The organism is Rhizobium sp. PP-F2F-G48 (assembly GCF_004342335.1).
In the GTDB taxonomy this organism is placed as follows: Bacteria; Pseudomonadota; Alphaproteobacteria; order Rhizobiales; family Rhizobiaceae; genus Ferranicluibacter.
The window spans coordinates 369,831-389,599 of sequence record NZ_SLVH01000002.1 but is presented as its reverse complement, the minus strand read 5'-3'; the positions used below and the strand labels follow the sequence as shown (position 1 = coordinate 389,599).

Sequence of the window (19,769 nt, the reverse complement as noted above, 5' to 3'; positions counted from 1 at the left end):
CATCGCCCGATCGTCTCACCGCTTGCCGGGCTTTTCCATCCATTTGATGATGAGCATGGCCGGCAGCACCCAGAGAAGGCCGCTAAAGAAGAAATAGAGGAGATGCACCCACCAGGGGGAGGCGCCGAGCCGGACTTCGGCGATCACGGTGGCGACGATCGCATAGGAAATGACGAGCACGAGGAGGAGGATCATCCCGATCAGTTTGCGAAGGCGTACCGGCATTGTTTCGAACTCTCCAACCGCTGCGTCTTCCAGGTCCGGACGACAGGACACGCATCGCCCGCGACCGCATGCCGCAAAGGCACTCCTTGTCATGCCTGCCCGACTGATGCAAATCAACGCTGACCCCGCGGACATCTCTTCCTTCGTGTCCCCGGCGACCGCCAGCAGGCGAACGGAGCAGTGCGATGACCAGTGCCAACCCCATGATGACGCAGAAAACGACGCGGGACATCGATATCGCAAGCCGCCATCGCCGGCAGATCCGCATCTGGCTCGGCGTCGTCGTCTTCGCGCTGTTTGCGCTGGTGCTCGTCGGCGGTGCGACGCGCCTCACCGAATCGGGACTGTCCATCACCGAATGGAAGCCGATCCACGGCGTCGTTCCGCCTCTGTCGCAAGCCGAGTGGGAAGAGGAGTTCACGCTCTACAAGCAGATCCCGCAATATGCGCAGATGAACAGCGACATGACGATCGACGGCTTCAAGACCATCTTCTGGTGGGAATGGGCGCACCGGGCGCTCGCCCGTTCGATCGGCGTCATCTTCGCCCTGCCGCTTGCCGTCTTCTGGGTGACGGGCCGGATCGAGCGGCGGCAGAAGCTGCCGCTTCTCGGCATTCTGGCGCTTGGCGGCTTCCAGGGCTTCGTCGGCTGGTGGATGGTCTCCTCGGGCCTCGTCAACCGCACGGATGTCAGCCAGTACCGGCTGGCGACCCATCTGATCATCGCCTGTCTGATCTTCTCGGCCTGTCTGTGGATCCTGCGCGGTCTGACGCCGCATCGGGACGACGCGCCGCCGACGCGCTATTCCTATGTGGTCGCCGGCGCGATCGCCTTCATGGCGCTGGTGCAGATCTATCTCGGCGCGCTGGTTGCTGGGCTCGATGCGGGCCTGAGCTACAACACCTGGCCGCTGATGGACGGCGCCCTGATCCCGGGCGACCTCTTCCTTCAAAGCCCGGCCTGGCTGAACCTGTTCGAGAACCCGAAGACGGTTCAGTTCGTGCATCGCTGCGGCGCCTATCTTCTGCTGGCGATGGTCCTCGGGCACATGATCGCAAACCTGCGTCTGGCCCCGCGATCGACCCATGCCAGGCGGGCCGTCATTCTCGCCGCTCTGGTGCTGGTGCAGGCGTCGATCGGCATCATGACGCTGCTGCTGCAGGTTCCGATCGGATGGGGTGTCGCGCACCAGGGCGGCGCGCTCGTCGTGCTGGGCTTCGCCATCGCCCACGTCCGCGGCTTCTTCGGCGCGTATCCGCTGGAAACGGACGTCGTGCGCGGCTGAGAAAGTCCAAACATCCCGCCGGCCGGACAGGAAAACGCCCCGGTGCCGCAAGGGCGCCGAGGCGAGGTGTCGTTGACGCGACAGGGTTCCCGGCTCAGGCCGACAGCATCAGGTCCATGTTCTGGACGGCGGCGCCGGAGGCACCCTTGCCGAGATTGTCGAGCAGCGCCACGAGGTTGACATGCTCGCCGCCGGGCGTTCCGAAGACGAAGAGCTTCATGCGGTCCGTGCCGGCCAGTTCCACGGCATCGACGCGCGGCAATGCGGCGCTGACCTCCAGCGGCACGACCTCGACCACCGACTGGCCGGCATAATGCGCGACGAGCGCGCCATGGAGGCTTTCCAGCGTCGCGCCGTTGCCGACCTCGTCGAGGAACAGCGGCACCTGCACGATCATGCCCTGCGGGAACTTGCCGACCGAGGGGGAGAACAGCGGCGTGCGCCCGAGCATGCCGTGGATCTTCATCTCGGCGACATGCTTGTGCTTGAGCGGCAGGCCGTAGAGGAAGCCCGGCGAGGTGATCGGATCGGGGTTTGCGGGGTCCTCGATCTGGGCGATCATCTGCTTGCCGCCGCCGGTATAGCCGGAAATGGCGTTGACGCTGACCGGATAGCTCTCCGGCAGGATGCCCGCCTGGCGCAGCGGCCGCACGAGGCCGATGGCGCCGGTGGGGTAGCAGCCGGGATTGGCGACGAGGCGCGCGGCGCGGATCTTGTCCGCCTGGGCGGCATCCATTTCGGCAAAGCCATAGGCCCAGTCCGGCGCGACGCGGTAGGCGGTGGAGGTATCGATGATGCGCACGGCGTTGTTGCCGGACAGCATGGAGACGGCCTGCTTCGACGCATCGTCGGGCAGGCAGAGAATGGCGATGTCGGCGCTGTTCAGAAGGTCTTCGCGCAGGGACGCATTGCGCCGCTCGGCCTCCGGGATGGACAGGAGCTCGACATCCTTGCGGTCGGCCATGCGGGCGCGGATCTGCAGTCCCGTCGTGCCGTGTTCGCCATCGATGAAGATCTTAGCCGTCATGTCTTTGTCCCGTCGGTTCAAGAGGTTGGGGCGTGCGCCGGACTCAGTCTCTCACGCCCCTGATTCCGTTTGATAACAGTGCGGCGACCGCTGCCGGAAAGCATCATCGCCCAGTGGCAAGCCGCTCCGCACGCAGGCCGAGCATATACATCGCGACGGTGGATGCAGCAATGGCGGTGATGTCGGCATGGTCATAGGCCGGCGCGACCTCGACGACGTCGGAGCCGCGAATGTCGAGAGGCACAAGCTTGCGCAGCACCGAGAGGAGCTTGGCGCTCGACAATCCGCCTGAAACCGGCGTGCCCGTGCCCGGAGCGTAGGCCGGATCGAGGCAGTCGATATCGACGGTGAGATAGGCGGCGGCACCCTGGGTGTGGGCGAGAATGTCGTCGGCGATGGCCGAGGCGCTCATCTCCTCGACCGCATCGCCATAGAGAATGCGAATGCCGAAATCCTCCGGCGCATGGGTGCGGATGCCGACCTGGATGGAGCGGGCGGGGTCGATCAGCCCCTCGCGCACGGCCCGGCCCACGAAGGAGCCGTGATCGATCCGACCCTCCGCGTCGGGCCAGGTATCCTGATGCGCATCGAACTGGACGAGGGCGAGCGGCCCATGCTGTGCGGCGTGTGCGCGCAGCAGCGGCAGCGTGACGAAATGGTCGCCGCCGAGCGTCAGCAGATAGGGCACCGATTTGAGGATCCGCGCCGCCTCCCGCGTGATCGTCGCCGGCGTCTTTGCGTGATGCCCGTAATCGAGCAGGCAATCGCCGGCATCGATCACCGCCATCTCGGCAAACAGGTCGCGCTGGAACGGATATTGCGGATCATTGTCGAAGATGGCCGATGCCCGCCGGATGGCCTGCGGCCCGAAGCGGGCGCCCGGCCGGTTGGACGTCGCCGCATCGAACGGGACGCCCCAAACCACGACATCCGCCCCCGCCAGACGCTTGGTATATTTCCGCCGCATGAAGGACAGGATCCCCGCATGGGTCGGATCCGATGCAGCGCTCTTCAGCGACGGGGCCGTGATCGCATGATCGATGGTCTTGGATGCCATGAAAACTCCGAAGCGCGTTGCGCCGGAACGTGCGGGATTTCGGTTTCGCTCGCAAGCCACTTTCGTTGACCGTCGGCGGATCGGCGCGGCCGAAACGGCACCGGGAAGGGCAGTCGCGGATCAAATGCCTTGATCGACATATATGACTAAAATACGGTATATCGATGTATGTGGGCCTGATCTGGATGGGACGGAATGCTGTATAGACGTGAGATCGATGGCCTTCGCGCCGTCGCCATAACCGCCGTCGTCCTCCATCACGCGGGCCTGCCGTTTCTTCCCGGGGGATTTCTCGGGGTCGATATCTTCTTCGTCATCAGCGGATATCTCATTACGGCCCTCATCGTCCGGGACCTCGACGCCGGGCCATTCTCGATGCGGGCATTTTACGACAGGCGTGTCCGGCGCATCCTGCCCGCGCTGTTGGTCATGCTGGCGGCCACGATTCCCTTCGCGTGGATGTGGATGATCCCTCTGGATTTCAAGAATTATGCGCAGTCTCTTCTGGCGAGCCTGTTTTCCTATTCCAACATCCACTTCGCAACGAAGGAGGGCTATTTCGCGCCGGACATGGGTCGCGCGCCTCTGCTTCATACCTGGAGCCTGGCAGTCGAAGAGCAGTTCTATCTGCTGTTTCCGGTGTTCGCCCTGTTTCTTGCAAGAAAGAGGAGAGGCATGCTCGTTGCCGCGATCGGCGGGCTTTGCCTCCTCAGTTTCGCCGTCTGCCTGGTGGGTGTGGAAGCGTTCCCGACGATCAATTTCTATTTCCTGAGCAGCCGGGCCTGGGAGCTTCTGGCCGGCGCGTTGTTCTCCTTCGTCGGGCCGTCCCGATCCCGCCGCACCAACGAGGTGGGGGCGCTGGCCGGTCTCGTGCTCGTCCTCCTCTCCATCCTGGTGCCGACGTCGCAGCAGGCGTGGCCTTCATTTCTGACGGTCTGGCCTGTTGTCGGGGCCGGCCTTCTGCTCGTGTTCGGGATTCAGGGAACCCTCACCGCGCGTCTCCTGTCCTTGCCGCCGTTCGTCGGGCTCGGCCTCGTCAGCTACAGCTTCTACCTGTGGCACCAGCCGGTCTTTGCCTTTGCGCGCATTCGCAACGCGGCGGAACCCGGCCTGCCGGTGATGATCGCCCTGTCGTTCGGGGCGCTCGCGGTTGCCGTTCTGTCGTGGCGATATGTCGAGCAGCCGTTCCGAACGCGCAGCGGTGCCCGGCGGATCGGCTGGAAGACGTTGCGGATCCTCATCGGCTCCCTGGCGGTGCTCATCGTGTCGGTCAGCGTTGCAGGGAATGTTACCAAGGGTCTGCCGTGGAGACTGCCGCCGGCGGTCACCGCGATGCTTCGCGAGAGCGAGTGGAACAAGGCGTGCCAGTATACCGCCGAAATGGATCTTCCCGTCTTCCCCTTGAAAGACTGTCTCCATAACCCGGACCATCCGGTGACCTATGCGATCTGGGGCGATTCCATCTCCGCATCCCTATCAAGGGTTTTTGCAAGCGAACTGGATGTGCGCGGGATAAGCCTGCAGCAGCTCTCCCATGGCCACTGTGCTCCGCTTCCCGGCGTATCGGTTCCCTCCGTCAAACAGAGCGCGCATTGCAGCCAGTTCAACACCCGTGCGCTCGAGCAGATCCTTGCTACCCCGGATATCACCACCGTCGTGATGGCGGCGTCATGGGTCAAGTTCATGTCCTATCCCGAATACCAGATCGACGGAGTGATCCGGTCCGCCGGGGATGAGGTGCCGACCGAGATCAGGCAGCGCCTGAACGACACGATCGCAACGATCGAGGCGTCTGGCCGTCGTGTTGTTCTCGTCTATCCCCATCCGCAACCTGACGCGCCCGTCATCGAGACGGTCATGAAGCAGATGCTGGCCGGAGTGGCGCAACCGGAGGTGACGATCGCCTATGCCGACTTCGTCCAGAACAGCGCGCGGAGCCGTGCCGTGCTCGACGCTGTGGCAAGCCCTCGGACGATCAAGGTGTTTCCGGAGGAAAAGTTCTGCAATCCGTCAGCCGGCGACACCTGTGCTCTGACATCGGCCGGATTGCCCTATCTTGCCGATATCCGTCATTTCACCGCGTCCGGTGCCACACTCGTGGTTGCCGCGATTTTGGACAAGCTTCCGATCGTGCCGACGCTGCCGACGGGACCGATCGCTGACGCCGCCGGCGATCCCGCGCGGTAGGAGCCCGGCGATCCCACGCGGTAGAAGCATGGCGTGAGGCTCGGAAATCACGGCGGCTGCCGTGCCGGCCCACATCCCCAAACGGAAAAAGGCGGAGCCGAAGCCCCGCCTTTTCCATGGTCCGAGATCCGAAGCGATTAACGCTTGGAGAACTGGAACGAACGACGGGCCTTCGCCTTGCCGTACTTCTTACGCTCGACGACGCGGCTGTCGCGGGTCAGGAAGCCACCCTTCTTGAGCACGGTGCGCAGGCCCGGCTCGTAATAGGTCAGCGCCTTGGAGATGCCGTGACGAACGGCACCGGCCTGGCCGGAGAGACCGCCGCCGGCAACCGTGGCGTCGATGTCGAACTGGCCGTCACGAGCCGCCGCGAAGATCGGCTGACGCAGGATCATCTGCAGAACCGGACGTGCGAAATACTCGGGGTAGGCCTTGCCGTTGATGGTGATCTTGCCGGAGCCCGGCTTGACCCAGACGCGGGCAACGGCGTTCTTGCGCTTGCCGGTCGCGTAGGAGCGGCCCTGGGCGTCGATCTTCTTGACATGAACGGGAGCAGCGTTGCTGGCTTCCGCGACCGTGCCAAGTTCTTTCAGAGAGGAGAGGTCGGCCACGATCAGGCGCTCCTTACGTTCTTCGTGTTCAGCTTGGCGACGTCGAGGACGGTCGGCTGCTGGGCTTCATGCGGATGGTTCGTGCCTGCGTAGACGCGAAGGTTCTTCATCTGGCGACGGCCGAGGGGACCGCGGGGAACCATGCGCTCGACAGCCTTCTCGAGAACGCGCTCCGGGAAGCGGCCTTCGATGATCTGGCGCGCGGTGCGCTCCTTGATGCCCCCGGGATAGCCGGTGTGCCAGTAGTACTTCTTGTCGGTGTACTTCTTGCCGGTGAGCACGGCCTTCTCGGCATTGATGACGATGACGTTGTCGCCGTCGTCGACATGCGGAGTGTAGGTGACCTTATGCTTGCCGCGCAGGATGTTGGCGATGATGGTCGCGACGCGACCCACAACGAGGCCTTCGGCGTCGATGAGGATCCACTTCTTCTCCACCTCTGCAGGCTTCTGAACGAAGGTTGACATGATGAAACTCTTTCGTTTGGGACCCGATACGTTGCCGCCGGGCGTTTTTTGTTGCTTGGTTTGCGGGAGCCGCCCGAGAGCAGAACCCGCAAAAACGAACGCGGACGTGACCGCCCGCGAACAGGGTGGCTTATAAGGGGAGGCCGGACGATCCGTCAAGAGGTGCTGCGCGACGCTTCCGGATGTGAGGTTAGTAAAATCAATGGTTTAACAATGTGGTTTTATGATACCACACAAAATCCGCCGCATTTTGACGGGGTTTGCACCGCTTCCCGGGCCATTTGCGCCTCGGCTGCTTGAAAGCGCGGGGCGGGCGGCGTAGCTGGAGGTCGCTTTTTCACCCTGAAAAGAGGAGCCGACATGGCCGATATCGTTTCCCTGCGCCGCCCGAACCCGCGCGACCTCGTGCTGCGCGAACGCGACGGCGGCGTGCTGCGCCTGACGCTGAACCATCCGCCGCTGAACGCGCTGTCCAGCGAGGTCATCGACGCGCTGCTCGGCGAACTCGATGCGGCCTCGGGCGACGCGTCCCTGCGCGTCGTCATCCTTTCGGCGACCGGCCCGGTGTTTTCGGCGGGCGTCGATCTCGAGGCGCTGAGCCGGCGCCGGTCCGACGACGATGCGGGCCGTGCGGCCTTCGCGGCGGCCTTCGCCCTGTCGGCGCGGCTGATGACCACCGTCTCCGCCCTGCCGCAGCCCGTCATCGCCGAGATCGACGGACTGGCAACCGCTGCGGGATGCGAGCTGGTGGCGGCCTGCGATCTCGCGATCTGCACGGACACGGCGACCTTCTGCGCACCCGGCGTCAATATCGGCATCGCGCCGATGGGGGCGGCCGTGGCGCTGGCGCGAGCCGCCGGCCGCAAGCAGGCGATGGAGATGCTCCTGACCGGCGAGACGATCGACGCCTCCACCGCCAAGGATTTCGGCCTCGTTAACCGCATCGTCCCGAAACAATATCTGCGGCAGGTGGTCGATAAATATGCGGCCGTCATCGCCTCGAAATCGCAGGACGCGCAGAGAAGCGTGAAGGCGGCCTTTGACCGGCAGGCTTGCCTGTCGCGCGACGAGGCCGCTGCCGAGGCGGCCAGGGTGGAGGCGGAAAGCGCGCTGACGCCGGATGCGATCGAGGGAATGGCGGCGTTTCTGGAGAACCGGACGCCGGTCTGGTCCTGAAGCATTTCCAGCCGAAGCGGACGGCTTCGGCATCGGACAATGCGGCAGGACAAAACCGGAGAATGAACGACCGTCAGGCGAGCTTCAGCATCAAGGCGCCGAGCGCTATGAGGCAGGCCGCCGCGATGCGGAAGGGGCTGATGCGCTCCTTGAGCACGGTGACGGAAATCACGATCGCAAACAGGATCGAGGTTTCGCGCAGGGCCGCGACGGTGGCGACCGGGGCCTTGGTCATCGCCCAGAGCGCGATGCCGTAGGAGCCGATCGAGCCGGCCCCGCCGACAAGGCCGCGCCAGCCATTGTTCCGGACGTGGCGCAGCACCGGTGCGGCGCCCCGCCGCGAGATCGCCCAGCCGAAGAGCAGCACGGGCGGCAGCAAGGCCATCCACAGCGTATAGGAGATGGCATGGCCGGACAGGCGCGCGCCGATGCCGTCGACATAGGTATAGGCGGCGATGAAGAGCGCATTGACGAGCGCCAGCGTGATCGCCCGCATGCCACTGCGGCGCGCCTCGAAGGCGAGCGTGAAGATGCCGGCGGAAATGGCGAGGATGCCGAGGGTCGCACCCTGGGTGAGCTTTTCCCCGACGATCATGCTGCTGGTCGCGGCAATGAGCAACGGCGCGCCGCCCCGCATCAGCGGGTAGACGAGCCCGATATCGCCGGCGGTATAGGCGGCGGCGACGAGATGGAAATAGCCGAACTGCAGCACGGCGGAGGCGAGCAGGAACGGCACCGCCCGCGCATCCGGCAGCGGCATGAAGGGCAGAAAGGGCAGGGCGATGACGGCGGCGCCGAGCGCGATCATCGCGGCGTCCAGCGATTTGTCCGTCCCGGCCTTCACCATCGCGTTCCACCCTGCATGCAGCAGGGCGCCGAAGAGAATGAAGAGGAGGACGTCGAGCGGCACGGGGAGACCGGAGGGCAGGCGTGGCGGCGGAAGCGCCCGTCCTTTGTCGCAAGACCGGGGGCGGACCGCAAGCACTGCAGCCCGCGAGAATGACAGTTTTATGACGCGCAAGGCCCTGTGCACAGGTGCTTTGGGGCTCTGATGCGACGGAGAGTCGATTTTTCCGGGAACAGTCGGCCTTTCCGACGTTTTTTCCGTTGGTAAAGATCTCAAGCGCGCGTCAGAAAGGGGAAGCAGGAGGACGTCAATGAATCACGATCAGTACCCGGATATCTATCTCGCCGATATTCTGCGCTCGACGCGGACCATCGCGCTCGTCGGCGCGTCTGCCAATCCGGAGCGTCCGAGCCATCGCGTGATGGGTTTCCTCCTGCGCAAGGGTTTTACCGTCCATCCGGTCAATCCGGGCCTTGCGGGCACGCAGCTTCAGGGCCGCACCGTCTATGCGCGATTGGCCGATATTCCCGAGCCGATCGACATGATCGACGTCTTCCGCGCCGCCGACGCCCTGCCGGCCCTGGTGGACGAAGCCCTCGCGCTCGATCCCCTGCCGAAGGTGATCTGGGGCCAGCTCTCCGTCCGCAACGACACGGCCGCCGCCAAGGCCGAAGCGCGCGGAATCAAGGTCGTCATGGACCGCTGCCCGGCCATCGAATATCCGCGGCTTGTGGGGTGAGGAGAGGGTCGCTGAGGATGTGGTGCGCTGATAGTAGCGGCACCACAACAACTCGACTTGGAAATGGGCCAAGTGTCGGTCACGTCTTGATGGTCTAGCAGCGTTCTACGAAGGAGGCCTGATATTAATTGTGGACCGTACGGCGAATTTCTTCAGCGAGATCATCGACTTCGTCCATCTTGAACAGCTTAGCTCCTACCCGCTCAAAATCACTGCGGAGGCTTTCGGCGAAACTGTCGGCCTGCGATCCAAACTCAGCGACCACAATCAATCGCATTGACGCGTTCGCGCGAAGTGCCTTGCCTTCCAGGACGCGTTTACCAGCCTCGGCTAACCCCCGGTTCGGGGAGTCGAAGCGCGCGGAGTCGATCAGATTATAGACACCATTTTGGTATCCATAATCCGCTTGGATGCTAACACCATACTGTTCGATGCGAACAGGCTCGGGCCGTCTGTCGAGTAGCTGAAGGACGCCCGCTTCACGGAATGCGCTGGTCAGCATCGTGTTGATACGCTCAATTTTTCGCGGTTGAGCGTCCCACACAACCAGTTCATGGAAAAGTTTACTCGCAACCATCTCGGGCCGGTCGCCTGCCACCGAGTTCAAGGGTGTAAGGCGGAACAGATCAGCGCGCTTCGAATTGAAATCATCAATGGAAGAAACCGATACGCCTGTGCGATCGAAATGGTAACTCACCCGCTCAGCAAAATCATGAAGCGCGCGTTTCAAAAAAATCGCATTAATCTCGCCGAAGAATTTCTTCACTCGCGACAAGTCGTCGGCCATCCTGAGAGATATCTCTTTATTGCCCACATCAAATACAACTACTCCAGCATTAACATATTCGAAGCGCTCAGGAAAAGGGCTAAACTGAATGATGCTGTAGAAAAGCTTGAGAGCATCCATTTTAACCCTCCTTTCCTTCAAAATTTAGTTCTAACTGGTCGAAGATTGCAGTTGGAAGCCAGCTTTGCATTCTTGCTGCTCGTTGAATCAGCAACTCTGAAAGCAGGTCGGCAAGAGGCCGACCAAAGCCCCATTCGATAGGCGTAGATCTGCACGCATCCCTTATGTCACCCGGGGCCAGAGAGCAAATAACATTGATCGCCGCTTCCACATCACGCCGTCGTAATATCGGAGCGAACTCGTTAAACAACCCATAAACCTGCTCTTCATTCGCCCAGTCTGCGTTGATTTCATCCTCCAACGTAGTCTCAGCGAAGGCATGGCTGTGGTCGATAATAAGCAATCTGGACTTTCGCTTGTCCGGTACGATCAAGATGTTGTCATAGTTAACGACGCCGCCGTGACCTGCCATGGAGAAACGATCTTTATTGCGTAGCCACGTGTCAAAAACGACAAGTTTCGCGATATCCCTTGGATCTCTCAAGCTTCTCAGGAGTTGGGAGTTTGGCGCGAGAGTAGTTGCGGGTTCCCAGCGTGAGAAGAACGCTGGCCCCGATTGTGCAATTACAAACGGGTTCCTTGTAGGAATAACAGGTATCCGCTTTACAGCGAAGTCCGGCGTTATGAGACCTATCATTGCCGCCAGTTCCGCAGCGAGCAACTCAGCAACGAGCGCATCCTCTCCCTGAGCATTGCCAATATATTTTAAGAGAGCCAAGCCAACGTCGGTAACGACCAAAAGTGGCTTGGTGCTGGTGTTCAGCACATCGTTCACGCGCTCTATGCGAGTCGGCTGCCAATTTACTCCCGCCCTCAAAACCATCTTACCTCACTTCCGTAAGTTAGGTGGTATACTACGTCAGGCACAACTTCAAATTCGTGGGGCAAAGCCCCAAGTCGTCCGCACTCTTCGGCTTCATGCGGCTTTGGCTAGCCTATGAAGCCCTAATGTACCTGTGACCGATGTACGCGCCGCCGCGCCTCTCCGTCTACGGCCCGTTTGCCTCTTCCTGTCCCGCTTGGCTCTCGGTAATGTGTCGAACGAAAGAACGTTAAGGCCGGGAATGCGACCGTGGTCGCAGTCCTGCCGAGACGACGCATCACATCGGGCGCCGCCAGGGGGCGCCTGCGACAGGGAGGATGAGACATGACGCATGCACCGGGGTTCAACACACTGGCCGTTCACGCCGGCGCGCAGCCGGATCCGACGACGGGCGCGCGGGCGACGCCGATCTACCAGACGACGAGCTTCGTCTTCGACGATGCCGACCATGCCGCCTCGCTGTTCGGGCTCCAGTCCTTCGGCAATATCTACACCCGCATCATGAACCCGACGCAGGCCGTGCTGGAGGAGCGCGTCGCCGCGCTCGAGGGCGGAACGGCGGCGCTGGCGGTCGCTTCCGGCCATGCGGCCCAGCTGATCGCGTTTCACGCGCTGATGTCGCCGGGCGACAATTTCATTGCCGCCCGCAGGCTTTACGGCGGTTCGATCAACCAGTTCGGACAGGCTTTCAAATCCTTCGACTGGCAGGTCCGCTGGGCCGATACGGCCAAGCCGGAAAGCTTCGAAGAGCAGATCGACGGCCGCACCAAGGCGATCTTCATCGAGAGCCTTGCCAATCCCGGCGGCACCTTCGTCGACATCGAGGCCATCGCCGAAATCGCCCATCGCAACGGCCTGCCGCTGATCGTCGACAACACCATGGCGACGCCCTATCTCGTGCGTCCGATCGAGCATGGCGCCGATATCGTGGTGCATTCGCTGACCAAGTTCATGGGCGGCCATGGCAATTCGATGGGCGGCATCCTTGTCGATGGCGGCACGTTCGACTGGTCGGCGTCCGGCAAATATCCCGCGCTGTCGGAGCCGCGCCCCGATTACAACGGCATGGTGCTGCACACGACCTTCGGCAATATCGCCTTTGCCATCGCATGCCGCGTGCTGGGCCTGCGCGATCTCGGGCCGGCCATTTCGCCCTTCAACGCCTTCATGCTGCTCACCGGCATCGAGACGCTGCCGCTGCGCATGCAGCGCCATTGCGACAATGCGCTGGTCGTGGCGCGCTTTCTCGCCGGACACGAGAAGGTCGCCTGGGTCAACTATGCCGGTCTGGAGAGCGACGCGAACCATGCGCTGCAGCAGCGCTATTCGCCGCGCGGGGCAGGCGCCGTCTTCACCTTCGGCCTCAAGGGCGGCTATGCCGCAGGCAAGGCCTTCGTGGAAGGCGTCGCGATGCTCTCGCATCTCGCCAATATCGGCGACACCCGCTCGCTCGTCATCCACCCCGCCTCCACGACGCACAGCCAGTTGAACGACGAACAGCTGGTGGCGGCCGGGGCAGGTCCGGAGGTCGTCCGCCTGTCGATCGGCATCGAGGATGCGGCCGACATCGTCGCCGATCTCGATCAATCCCTGGCGAAGGTCTGACGCCGATGACCCGTGCGCTCAGCTTCGACATTACCGGCATCCAGCCCGATATCGGCGCCCCGGCCGAGGACCGCCTGATCTCCGGCAATCCGGAGTTCCACACCTGGAACGTCGAGGAAGCTCCCGGCGGGCTCTATGCCGGCATCTGGGAAGCGACGCCCGGCAAGTGGCGGATCGTCTATGAGGAGTGGGAATATTTCCACATCCTCTCCGGGCACTCCATCGTCACCGGCGATGACGGCGAGCGCTTCGACCTGAAAACAGGCGACAGCCTCGTCCTCAGGCCCGGCTTCAAGGGAAGCTGGGAAGTGCTTGAAACGACTCGCAAGGATTACGTGATCCGCGTGTGAGACATCCGCGGCGTGGTCAATCGGTGTTCTCGTAAGACAGAATGCCGGTCAAGAGCCCCGGAAACCGCAGTTCGATATCGTCGAAGCGAAGGGCGTTGATGTTTTCCACGCCCTTCTTCTGCATGCGAACCAGTCCCGATTCTCTCAGAATCCGGAAATGGTTGGACAGCGTGGAGCGGGGAAGCTGCAGATCGGGCGCAGCCTCTCCGCAATTGCGGCCTTCGGGACATGTCGCCAATGCGCGGACGATGCGAAGTCGTGCAGGCTCTCCGAGAGCCGCGAGAACGCCCGACAAGGTGATATCGTCCGTCGAGGGATGAAAAAACTGAGCCATGGGGCATCCCATACCATCAAGCTTGACTTGTTTCAATATTCCAATAAAACCGAAATACCGTAATATGGTTTTACGGGATTTATGATCGGATGGTTGAATGAGCCCGAATTTTGCAGGAAAAGTGGCTGTGATCACTGGCGGTACATCGGGGATCGGCCTCGCAACGGCAGAGGCCTTCCTCGAAGGGGGCGTTGAGCGGGTCTACGTGACGGGGCGGACGGCAACGACGCTGAACGCGGCCTTGGCCGTGCTCGGCGACCGCGCGGTCGGCGTCGTCTCGGATGCCGGAACGCTCGACGGTCTCGAAAAACTGAAGGCGGAGATCGATCGTCGCGAGGACCGCATCGACATTCTCTTCGCGAATGCCGGCATCGCCGAAAACAATATTCTCGGGGAAACGGACGAGGCTTTCTTCGCGAAGACCTTCGACATCAACGTCAAAGGCGTTTTCTTCACCGTGCAGACGCTGTTGCCGCTGATAACCGACAAGGGCGCCATCGTTCTCAACGCGTCCATCGTCGGAAACAAAGGGATGGCGAACCTCAGCGTCTACAATGCATCGAAGGCGGCGGTCCGGTCGTTCGCGCGCTCCTTCGCGACGGATCTCAAAGCACGCGGGATTCGCGTCAATGCGGTTAGCCCCGGCGCGACCGTCACGCCGATCATGCAGAACGGTCTCAAGATCGATGACGAGCAGATGAAGGAGTTCGAAGCTTATGTGGCGTCGGCGGCACCGGCAGGCCGCATGGCCCAGCCGCCGGAGATCGCTGCCGCGGTTCTGTTTCTGGCATCGCCGCAGGCCAGCTATATCAACGGCGTCGAACTGAGCGTCGATGGCGGCCTGGCCCAGGTCTGATCCAGCTCTGATCGATGTCTGACCGAGCTCCGAGCACGGCTTCACGCATGTTCGGGGGACGCATGCCCGGCAAGCCCGCCTCCCGTCTTGCCGTGCCGACGCTCAGCCCCAGGCCAGATCCAGCCGCTCCAGACCGTGGAAGTGATAGCTGTCCTTGAAGGCCGGCTCGGCCGCGAGGCGCAGGCCCGGCAGGCGTTCGAACAGGATGGGCAGGGAGAGCCTGAGTTCCAGCCGGGCGAGCGGGGCGCCGATGCAGAAGTGGATGCCCGCGCCGAAGGACAGGTGCGGGCCTTCGTTGCGGTCAGGGCGGAAGGTCGAGGGGTCGGTGAACTTGCGCGGATCGACATTGGCGGCCGCCAGCATAAGGCCGATGCGGTCGCCCTTCCTGAGCGATATGCCGTCTTCGAGGTCGATGTCGGACAGCGCATGGCGCTGGAAGATGTGGAGCGGCGCCGCATAGCGCATGCATTCTTCCACCGTGCGCTCCGTCGCCGTGTCGTCGGCAAAGAGCATGGCCGGATCGGCGCCGGTCTGAAGGATCGTCGCGACGGCGTTGCCCAGCTGGTGCACGGTCGCCTCGTGTCCGGCGTTGAGCAGCAGAACGGCGGTCGAGACCAGTTCGTCCTCGCTCAGCCGCTCGCCGTCCTTTTCCGCCGTGATCATGTGGGTCAGAAGGTCGTCGCCCGGATTGTCGCGCTTCCAGGCGACGATGCCGCGCAGATAGGCGTCGAATTCCGCCGAGGCGCGGTTGGCGTCGTGCTCCGTCTCGACGGAGGGGTTGAAGACGTACATTTTCACCATGCGGTGCGACCAGTCGAGCAGGCTCGGGGCGATCTCGACGGGAATGCCCAGCATGCGCGCGATGACCGTCACCGGCACGATCTCGGCATAGGTCTTCAGAAGCTCGACGCGACCGTCCGCCTCGAACCCGTCGATGAGACTGTGGCAGAGCGCGGCGATCTCCGGTCGCAGCGTCTCTACATGCCGCGAGACGAAGGCGCGATTGACGAGCGTGCGCAGGCGGGTGTGCGCCGGCGGCTCCAGCTCCAGCAGCGAATGGTGCTCCAGCCGGTCGAAATCGGCGAGATGCGGCTTCGGATCGGGCATTCCCAACTCCTCGCGGGTCGCCACATGCAGGATCTGGCGGCCGAAGCGACGATCGCGCAGCAGCTCGTTCACCTGGTCGTAGCCGGTGAAGAACCATTGTCCGGGCTCCTCCCAGAAGAAGGCGGGGCAGGCGGCGTGCAGCGCGGCATAGGTCGGCAGGGGATCGCGGTAGAAGGCGGGGTCGCGGATGTCGAGCCGCACCCGTCGGGTGGCGGCATCGATGATCGCGGCAGACGAGGCGGCGTGTGGGTCGGTCGGTGCGGCTGTCGGCATGGCATGTCCAATATAGGCGACGACCGGGCGTGCGCGCCGGTCGGTGGATGAGGCGGGGAGACGGCCTCTGACGGGGAACGGTGACGAGGGGGCCGGGCTGTCGCGCAGGCACGCCTCCAGCCTTTCGGTGGATGCCACAGAAGACGTTCGGCGGCGCCGATTTGTCAAGATCGGGTTTGTCGCTCGTCCTTGCCGCCGGCGGGGCACAATCCGGGTGGTCTTGCGGAATGCGAGGCCGCGGACACGGGCTGCCTTGTCAGTCGCGCTCCGCTCGCTATCTCCTCAACCACGCTCCGACACTCCCGATCGTCGCATCGAAAGCCAAGGTCAGTCCTGCCATGTCGCAAAAACGAGCCAACCCTGTTCCGTTTCTGAAAGCTGGCCCGTTCCTAAAGGCTGGCAAAACGGCCGGTGGGTTGCTCGCGGCGTTGCGGGCACGACGGGTGCCGTTGCCGGGGCGTGAGGCGGCGCATGGGGCGCGGGGCGATACGGTGGTCGCGTCCTACAACATTCACAAATGCGTGGGCACCGACAAGCGCTTCGACCCCGGCCGCATCATGGATGTGATCTGCGAGATCGACGCCGATATCATCGCGCTGCAGGAAGCCGACCAGCGCTTCGGCGAGCGGGCGGGCCTGCTCGATCTGGAGCGGCTGCATCGGGATTGTCATCTCCTGTCGGTGCCGATCGCGGCCTTTTCCCCCAAAGGCCATGGCTGGCATGGAAATCTGCTGCTGGTGCGCGAAGGGGCGGTGGCCAAGGTCAACCAGCTGAAGCTGCCGGGGGTCGAGCCGCGCGGGGCTCTTGTGGTGGATCTCGACTTGAAACACGGGCCGCTGCGCATTATCGCCGCGCATTTCGGCCTGCTGCGGCATTCGCGCAGCCAGCAGGCGCGGGCCATTCTCGCGGCGATCGAAGAGGCGGAGGAGCGGCCGACGCTGCTGATCGGCGACCTGAACGAATGGCGGATCGGCCGGCGCTCCGCCCTGTCTTTGCTGTCGCCCGTCTTCGACCACTCGATCTCGGCCGTGCCGAGCTTTCCCTCGCGCTATCCGCTGCTCGCCCTTGACCGGGTGATGGGCAGCCCGCATACGCTGGTGACGCATGTGGAGGTGCACAATTCGACCCTCTCGCGCGTCGCGTCCGACCACCTGCCGCTGAAAGCCCATATCGACCTCAAGGCCGCGCTCGCCACCCGGAAGGATCTCGTCGAGGGGGCGGCACCCCGCAGCGAGACGATTCCCGCCGGCCCCTCCGGCATCACGAGCCCGGACGGTCCCGACGATCCGCAGGGACCGAGGGCGCGGGCGGGCTAGGGCATTTCCTGTAAACACGAGTTCAAAGGCAAATGCTCTAAAGCTTTGTTTTTACCGCATTGTCCGACGCCGAGGCGATCCCGCTTCGGCTAGAAATGTTCTCGGCAATCGTGAAGCTGCCGCATCCGCTTGACCGATCCACCCGGAGGCCTTCGACCGCTTCATGAAATGGCTGATCATCTCCCTTGCGATCCTGGCGGTGCTGGCAGCGCTCGGCACCATCTATGTCTATGGCCGCTTCGGCCGGCATCTCTACGGGCAGCCGGCCAGGGCCATCCAGCCGGTCGAGGGGCAGACCGAGATCGACCGGGAAAGTGTGCCCCTGCTTGAAGGCCGCGACGGACAGAGTGCGGCAACGCTGGTCAGCGACAATCTGGATGCGTTTTCCGTTCGCGCCGTCTCCGCCCGCAAGGCCGGGCGCAGTCTCGACCTGCAATATTACTACTGGCGGCGCGACCTGACGGGACGGCTTCTGGCGGCTGAAATTTTGGCGGCGGCCGATCGCGGCGTGCAGGTGCGGCTGCTGCTGGACGACATCAATGCCGGGCTGCACGACCGCTTCTGCCTGGCGCTCGATGCGCATGAGAACATTCAGGTACGGCTGTTCAACCCCAGCCGCGCGCGCAACGACCGTTTCCGCCGGGGCCTCGAAATGATGCTGCGGCCCCTGCGCGCGACGCGGCGCATGCACAACAAGACCTGGATCGCCGACGGTCGCGTCGTCATCGCCGGCGGTCGCAATATCGGCGATGCCTATTTCGATGCGGCCGAGCAGGCGAACTTCCGCGATCTCGACATGTGGATGCTGGGCCCGATCGCCCGCGAGGCGAGCGCCGTTTTCGACGACTACTGGAACAGCTCCATGGTGCTGCCGATCGGCTCGCTGCGCACGCCGCACCGCCACTACCTGCCGCGCCTGCGCCGCAAGCTTGCCAAACTGGCGCGCGGCAAGGGCGGCCGGCACTATATCGGCCATGTGGAGCAGGCGGCAGCCGAGCCGGGGCTTTTCCACGGCAGCGGGGAACTCCGGTTTACCGGCGACATCACCATCAAGGCCGATCCGCCGGAAAAGGCACATCTGGAGCGGCGCCAGAACTGGCTGATGCAGGAATTGCTGCCGCATATCACCGCGGCCGGGCAGAGCGTGAAGATCATCTCGCCCTATTTCATCCCCGGTGCCGATGGCGTGAAGGCGCTGTGCGGACTGGTCGGGCGGGATGTCGATGTGGCGATCCTCACCAATTCGCTGGCGGCGACCGACGTCGCGGCCGTGCACGGCGCCTATGCCAATTATCGCCGCAAGCTGGTGGCGGGCGGCGTCACGCTCTATGAGCTGAAGGCCGTGCAGGAGGCGACGGAGACACAGCGCATCTCGCTGTTCGGATCGCGCGGCGCGAGCCTCCACACCAAGGCCTTCACCATCGACGGCAAGGGCGCCTTCGTGGGCTCGATGAATTTCGACCCGCGTTCGGCCTCGCTCAACACCGAGATGGGCGTGCTCTTCACCTGTCCGGCGCTCGTCGCCGATGTCGACGCGATCTTCGCGCTCGAGACCCATCCCGGCACGAGCTTCCGGCTGTCGCTGGAGAAGGGCCGCCTCTGCTGGAACGACGAGACGCAGCATTGCTCTCGGATGCTGGAACGGGAGCCGGATGCCGGTTTCTGGCGGCGGGTGACGGCCGCCATCATCGGCTTTCTCCCCATCGAATCGCAGCTCTGACGCCACCGTCGGGCAAGCGGCCCTCGTTAACGTTATAGACGGCAGCCGACTTGAAGTGCCTACCTCTGACACTCTATGTAAAGGGGCAGAGATATTCGAATGATTCCGATACGCGAAGTGTTCGCGCATTCATGAGACGAAGGGCTGACATGACAAATCCCGTTGATACCGCTATGGCGCTCGTGCCGATGGTCGTCGAGCAGACCAACCGTGGCGAACGCTCCTACGACATCTTTTCGCGCCTCCTGAAGGAGCGCATCATCTTCCTCACCGGCCCTGTGGAAGATCATATGGCGACGCTGGTCTGCGCCCAGCTTCTCTTCCTCGAGGCGGAAAACCCGAAGAAGGAAATCGCGATCTACATCAACTCGCCGGGCGGCGTCGTGACCGCCGGCATGGCCATCTACGACACGATGCAGTTCATCAAGCCGGCCGTCTCGACGCTGTGCATCGGCCAGGCCGCGTCCATGGGCTCGCTGCTTCTGGCCGCCGGCCACAAGGACATGCGCTTCTCCACGCCCAACGCCCGCATCATGGTGCACCAGCCCTCCGGCGGTTTCCAGGGTCAGGCCTCCGACATCGAGCGTCATGCCCGCGATATCCTGAAGATGAAGCGCCGTCTCAACGAGGTCTACGTCAAGCATTGCGGACGGACCTACGAAGAGGTTGAACAGACGCTCGATCGTGACCACTTTATGACCTCCGACGAGGCGCTTGCCTGGGGCGTGATCGACAAGGTCATCACCTCGCGCGAAGCGATGGAGTCGGCCGTCGAAAGTTGATCATGGCTTTTGTGTCGCGAATGATGCATTTGTGACACAATTGTAACTTTCAAGGGTCTTTATCCCGAGACCAA

19 protein-coding genes and 1 pseudogene are annotated in these 19,769 nt (G+C 63.1%); 10 read left to right on the top strand and 10 right to left on the bottom strand.

What is annotated here, in order from left to right:
• Positions 1-15: 15 nt before the first annotated feature.
• Entirely contained in the window at positions 16-225 is a 210-nt protein-coding gene (locus C8J36_RS06455) for a DUF2842 domain-containing protein (RefSeq protein WP_062596677.1), read from the bottom strand.
• A gap of 203 nt (positions 226-428) precedes the next feature.
• Here C8J36_RS06455 and C8J36_RS06450 point away from each other — a divergent pair, with 203 nt between their 5' ends.
• The gene (locus tag C8J36_RS06450; protein ID WP_245506486.1) at positions 429-1,511 is read left to right on the top strand and encodes a COX15/CtaA family protein; all 1,083 of its coding nucleotides are present in this window, start codon (positions 429-431) and stop codon (positions 1,509-1,511) included.
• A gap of 94 nt (positions 1,512-1,605) precedes the next feature.
• On the opposite strand, the gene argC is transcribed toward C8J36_RS06450, so the two are convergent.
• Both argC and speB read right to left on the bottom strand, forming a co-directional pair.
• Positions 1,606-2,538, bottom strand: a complete 933-nt coding sequence (gene argC / locus C8J36_RS06445; protein ID WP_132533499.1) for an N-acetyl-gamma-glutamyl-phosphate reductase — start codon at positions 2,536-2,538, stop codon at positions 1,606-1,608.
• A gap of 103 nt (positions 2,539-2,641) precedes the next feature.
• Positions 2,642-3,595: an agmatinase gene (speB, locus tag C8J36_RS06440; RefSeq protein WP_132533497.1), complete on the bottom strand. Its 954-nt coding sequence runs from the start codon at positions 3,593-3,595 to the stop codon at positions 2,642-2,644.
• A gap of 195 nt (positions 3,596-3,790) precedes the next feature.
• Here speB and C8J36_RS06435 point away from each other — a divergent pair, with 195 nt between their 5' ends.
• On the top strand, positions 3,791-5,782 hold the full coding sequence (locus C8J36_RS06435) for an acyltransferase family protein (protein WP_132533495.1): 1,992 nt from the start codon (positions 3,791-3,793) through the stop codon (positions 5,780-5,782).
• A 137-nt stretch (positions 5,783-5,919) separates the two neighbouring features.
• Here C8J36_RS06435 and rpsI read toward each other — a convergent pair whose 3' ends face one another.
• Positions 5,920-6,396 carry a 30S ribosomal protein S9 gene (rpsI, locus tag C8J36_RS06430; RefSeq protein ID WP_200934699.1) on the bottom strand — a complete coding sequence of 159 codons (477 nt, stop codon included), beginning with the start codon at positions 6,394-6,396 and terminating at the stop codon, positions 5,920-5,922.
• Positions 6,396-6,860, bottom strand: coding sequence for a 50S ribosomal protein L13 (gene rplM, locus C8J36_RS06425; RefSeq protein ID WP_062596672.1), 465 nt, complete (start codon positions 6,858-6,860; stop codon positions 6,396-6,398). Before rplM ends, rpsI begins: the two co-directional genes overlap by 1 nt.
• A gap of 360 nt (positions 6,861-7,220) precedes the next feature.
• Here rplM and C8J36_RS06420 point away from each other — a divergent pair, with 360 nt between their 5' ends.
• Positions 7,221-8,036 carry an enoyl-CoA hydratase-related protein gene (locus C8J36_RS06420; RefSeq protein ID WP_132533493.1) on the top strand — a complete coding sequence of 272 codons (816 nt, stop codon included), beginning with the start codon at positions 7,221-7,223 and terminating at the stop codon, positions 8,034-8,036.
• 73 nt (positions 8,037-8,109) lie between these two features.
• On the opposite strand, the gene C8J36_RS06415 is transcribed toward C8J36_RS06420, so the two are convergent.
• A complete protein-coding gene (locus C8J36_RS06415; protein ID WP_165914973.1) occupies positions 8,110-8,946 on the bottom strand; it encodes an EamA family transporter in 837 nt (278 codons plus the stop codon).
• Positions 8,947-9,193: 247 nt separating this feature from the next.
• Between C8J36_RS06415 and C8J36_RS06410 the strand changes: the two genes are divergently transcribed.
• Complete coding sequence (locus C8J36_RS06410; RefSeq protein WP_132533491.1) at positions 9,194-9,622, top strand: CoA-binding protein; 429 nt, start codon at positions 9,194-9,196, stop codon at positions 9,620-9,622.
• A 124-nt stretch (positions 9,623-9,746) separates the two neighbouring features.
• Here the strand turns inward: C8J36_RS06410 and C8J36_RS06405 are convergent, their stop codons facing one another.
• Together C8J36_RS06405 and C8J36_RS06400 are read right to left on the bottom strand one after the other, a co-directional pair.
• Positions 9,747-10,529, bottom strand: coding sequence for a DUF3037 domain-containing protein (locus C8J36_RS06405; protein WP_132533489.1), 783 nt, complete (start codon positions 10,527-10,529; stop codon positions 9,747-9,749).
• A gap of 1 nt (position 10,530) precedes the next feature.
• The gene (locus C8J36_RS06400; RefSeq protein WP_132533487.1) at positions 10,531-11,304 is read right to left on the bottom strand and encodes a HipA family kinase; all 774 of its coding nucleotides are present in this window, start codon (positions 11,302-11,304) and stop codon (positions 10,531-10,533) included.
• Between the two features lie 372 nt (positions 11,305-11,676).
• Here C8J36_RS06400 and C8J36_RS06395 point away from each other — a divergent pair, with 372 nt between their 5' ends.
• Positions 11,677-12,957, top strand: a complete 1,281-nt coding sequence (locus C8J36_RS06395) for an O-acetylhomoserine aminocarboxypropyltransferase (RefSeq protein WP_062596666.1) — start codon at positions 11,677-11,679, stop codon at positions 12,955-12,957.
• Positions 12,958-12,962: 5 nt separating this feature from the next.
• Entirely contained in the window at positions 12,963-13,307 is a 345-nt protein-coding gene (locus C8J36_RS06390) for a cupin domain-containing protein (RefSeq protein ID WP_132533485.1), read from the top strand.
• Positions 13,308-13,323: 16 nt separating this feature from the next.
• Here C8J36_RS06390 and C8J36_RS06385 read toward each other — a convergent pair whose 3' ends face one another.
• On the bottom strand, positions 13,324-13,641 hold the full coding sequence (locus C8J36_RS06385; RefSeq protein ID WP_062596664.1) for a helix-turn-helix domain-containing protein: 318 nt from the start codon (positions 13,639-13,641) through the stop codon (positions 13,324-13,326).
• Positions 13,642-13,738: 97 nt separating this feature from the next.
• Here C8J36_RS06385 and C8J36_RS06380 point away from each other — a divergent pair, with 97 nt between their 5' ends.
• Positions 13,739-14,497, top strand: a complete 759-nt coding sequence (locus C8J36_RS06380; protein WP_132533483.1) for an SDR family oxidoreductase — start codon at positions 13,739-13,741, stop codon at positions 14,495-14,497.
• A 102-nt stretch (positions 14,498-14,599) separates the two neighbouring features.
• Here the strand turns inward: C8J36_RS06380 and C8J36_RS06375 are convergent, their stop codons facing one another.
• On the bottom strand, positions 14,600-15,877 hold the full coding sequence (locus C8J36_RS06375; RefSeq protein ID WP_132533481.1) for a cytochrome P450: 1,278 nt from the start codon (positions 15,875-15,877) through the stop codon (positions 14,600-14,602).
• A gap of 338 nt (positions 15,878-16,215) precedes the next feature.
• On the opposite strand from C8J36_RS06375, the pseudogene C8J36_RS06370 reads away from it, so the two are divergent.
• The 3 genes and pseudogenes from C8J36_RS06370 to C8J36_RS06360 all read left to right on the top strand — a co-directional run.
• Positions 16,216-17,067, top strand: a pseudogene (locus C8J36_RS06370) (endonuclease/exonuclease/phosphatase family protein); the annotation flags it as partial.
• 289 nt (positions 17,068-17,356) lie between these two features.
• Positions 17,357-18,913, top strand: a complete 1,557-nt coding sequence (locus tag C8J36_RS06365; protein WP_132533477.1) for a phospholipase D family protein — start codon at positions 17,357-17,359, stop codon at positions 18,911-18,913.
• A gap of 149 nt (positions 18,914-19,062) precedes the next feature.
• Entirely contained in the window at positions 19,063-19,695 is a 633-nt protein-coding gene (locus C8J36_RS06360; protein ID WP_062596660.1) for an ATP-dependent Clp protease proteolytic subunit, read from the top strand.
• The last annotated feature ends 74 nt before the right edge of the window (positions 19,696-19,769 follow it).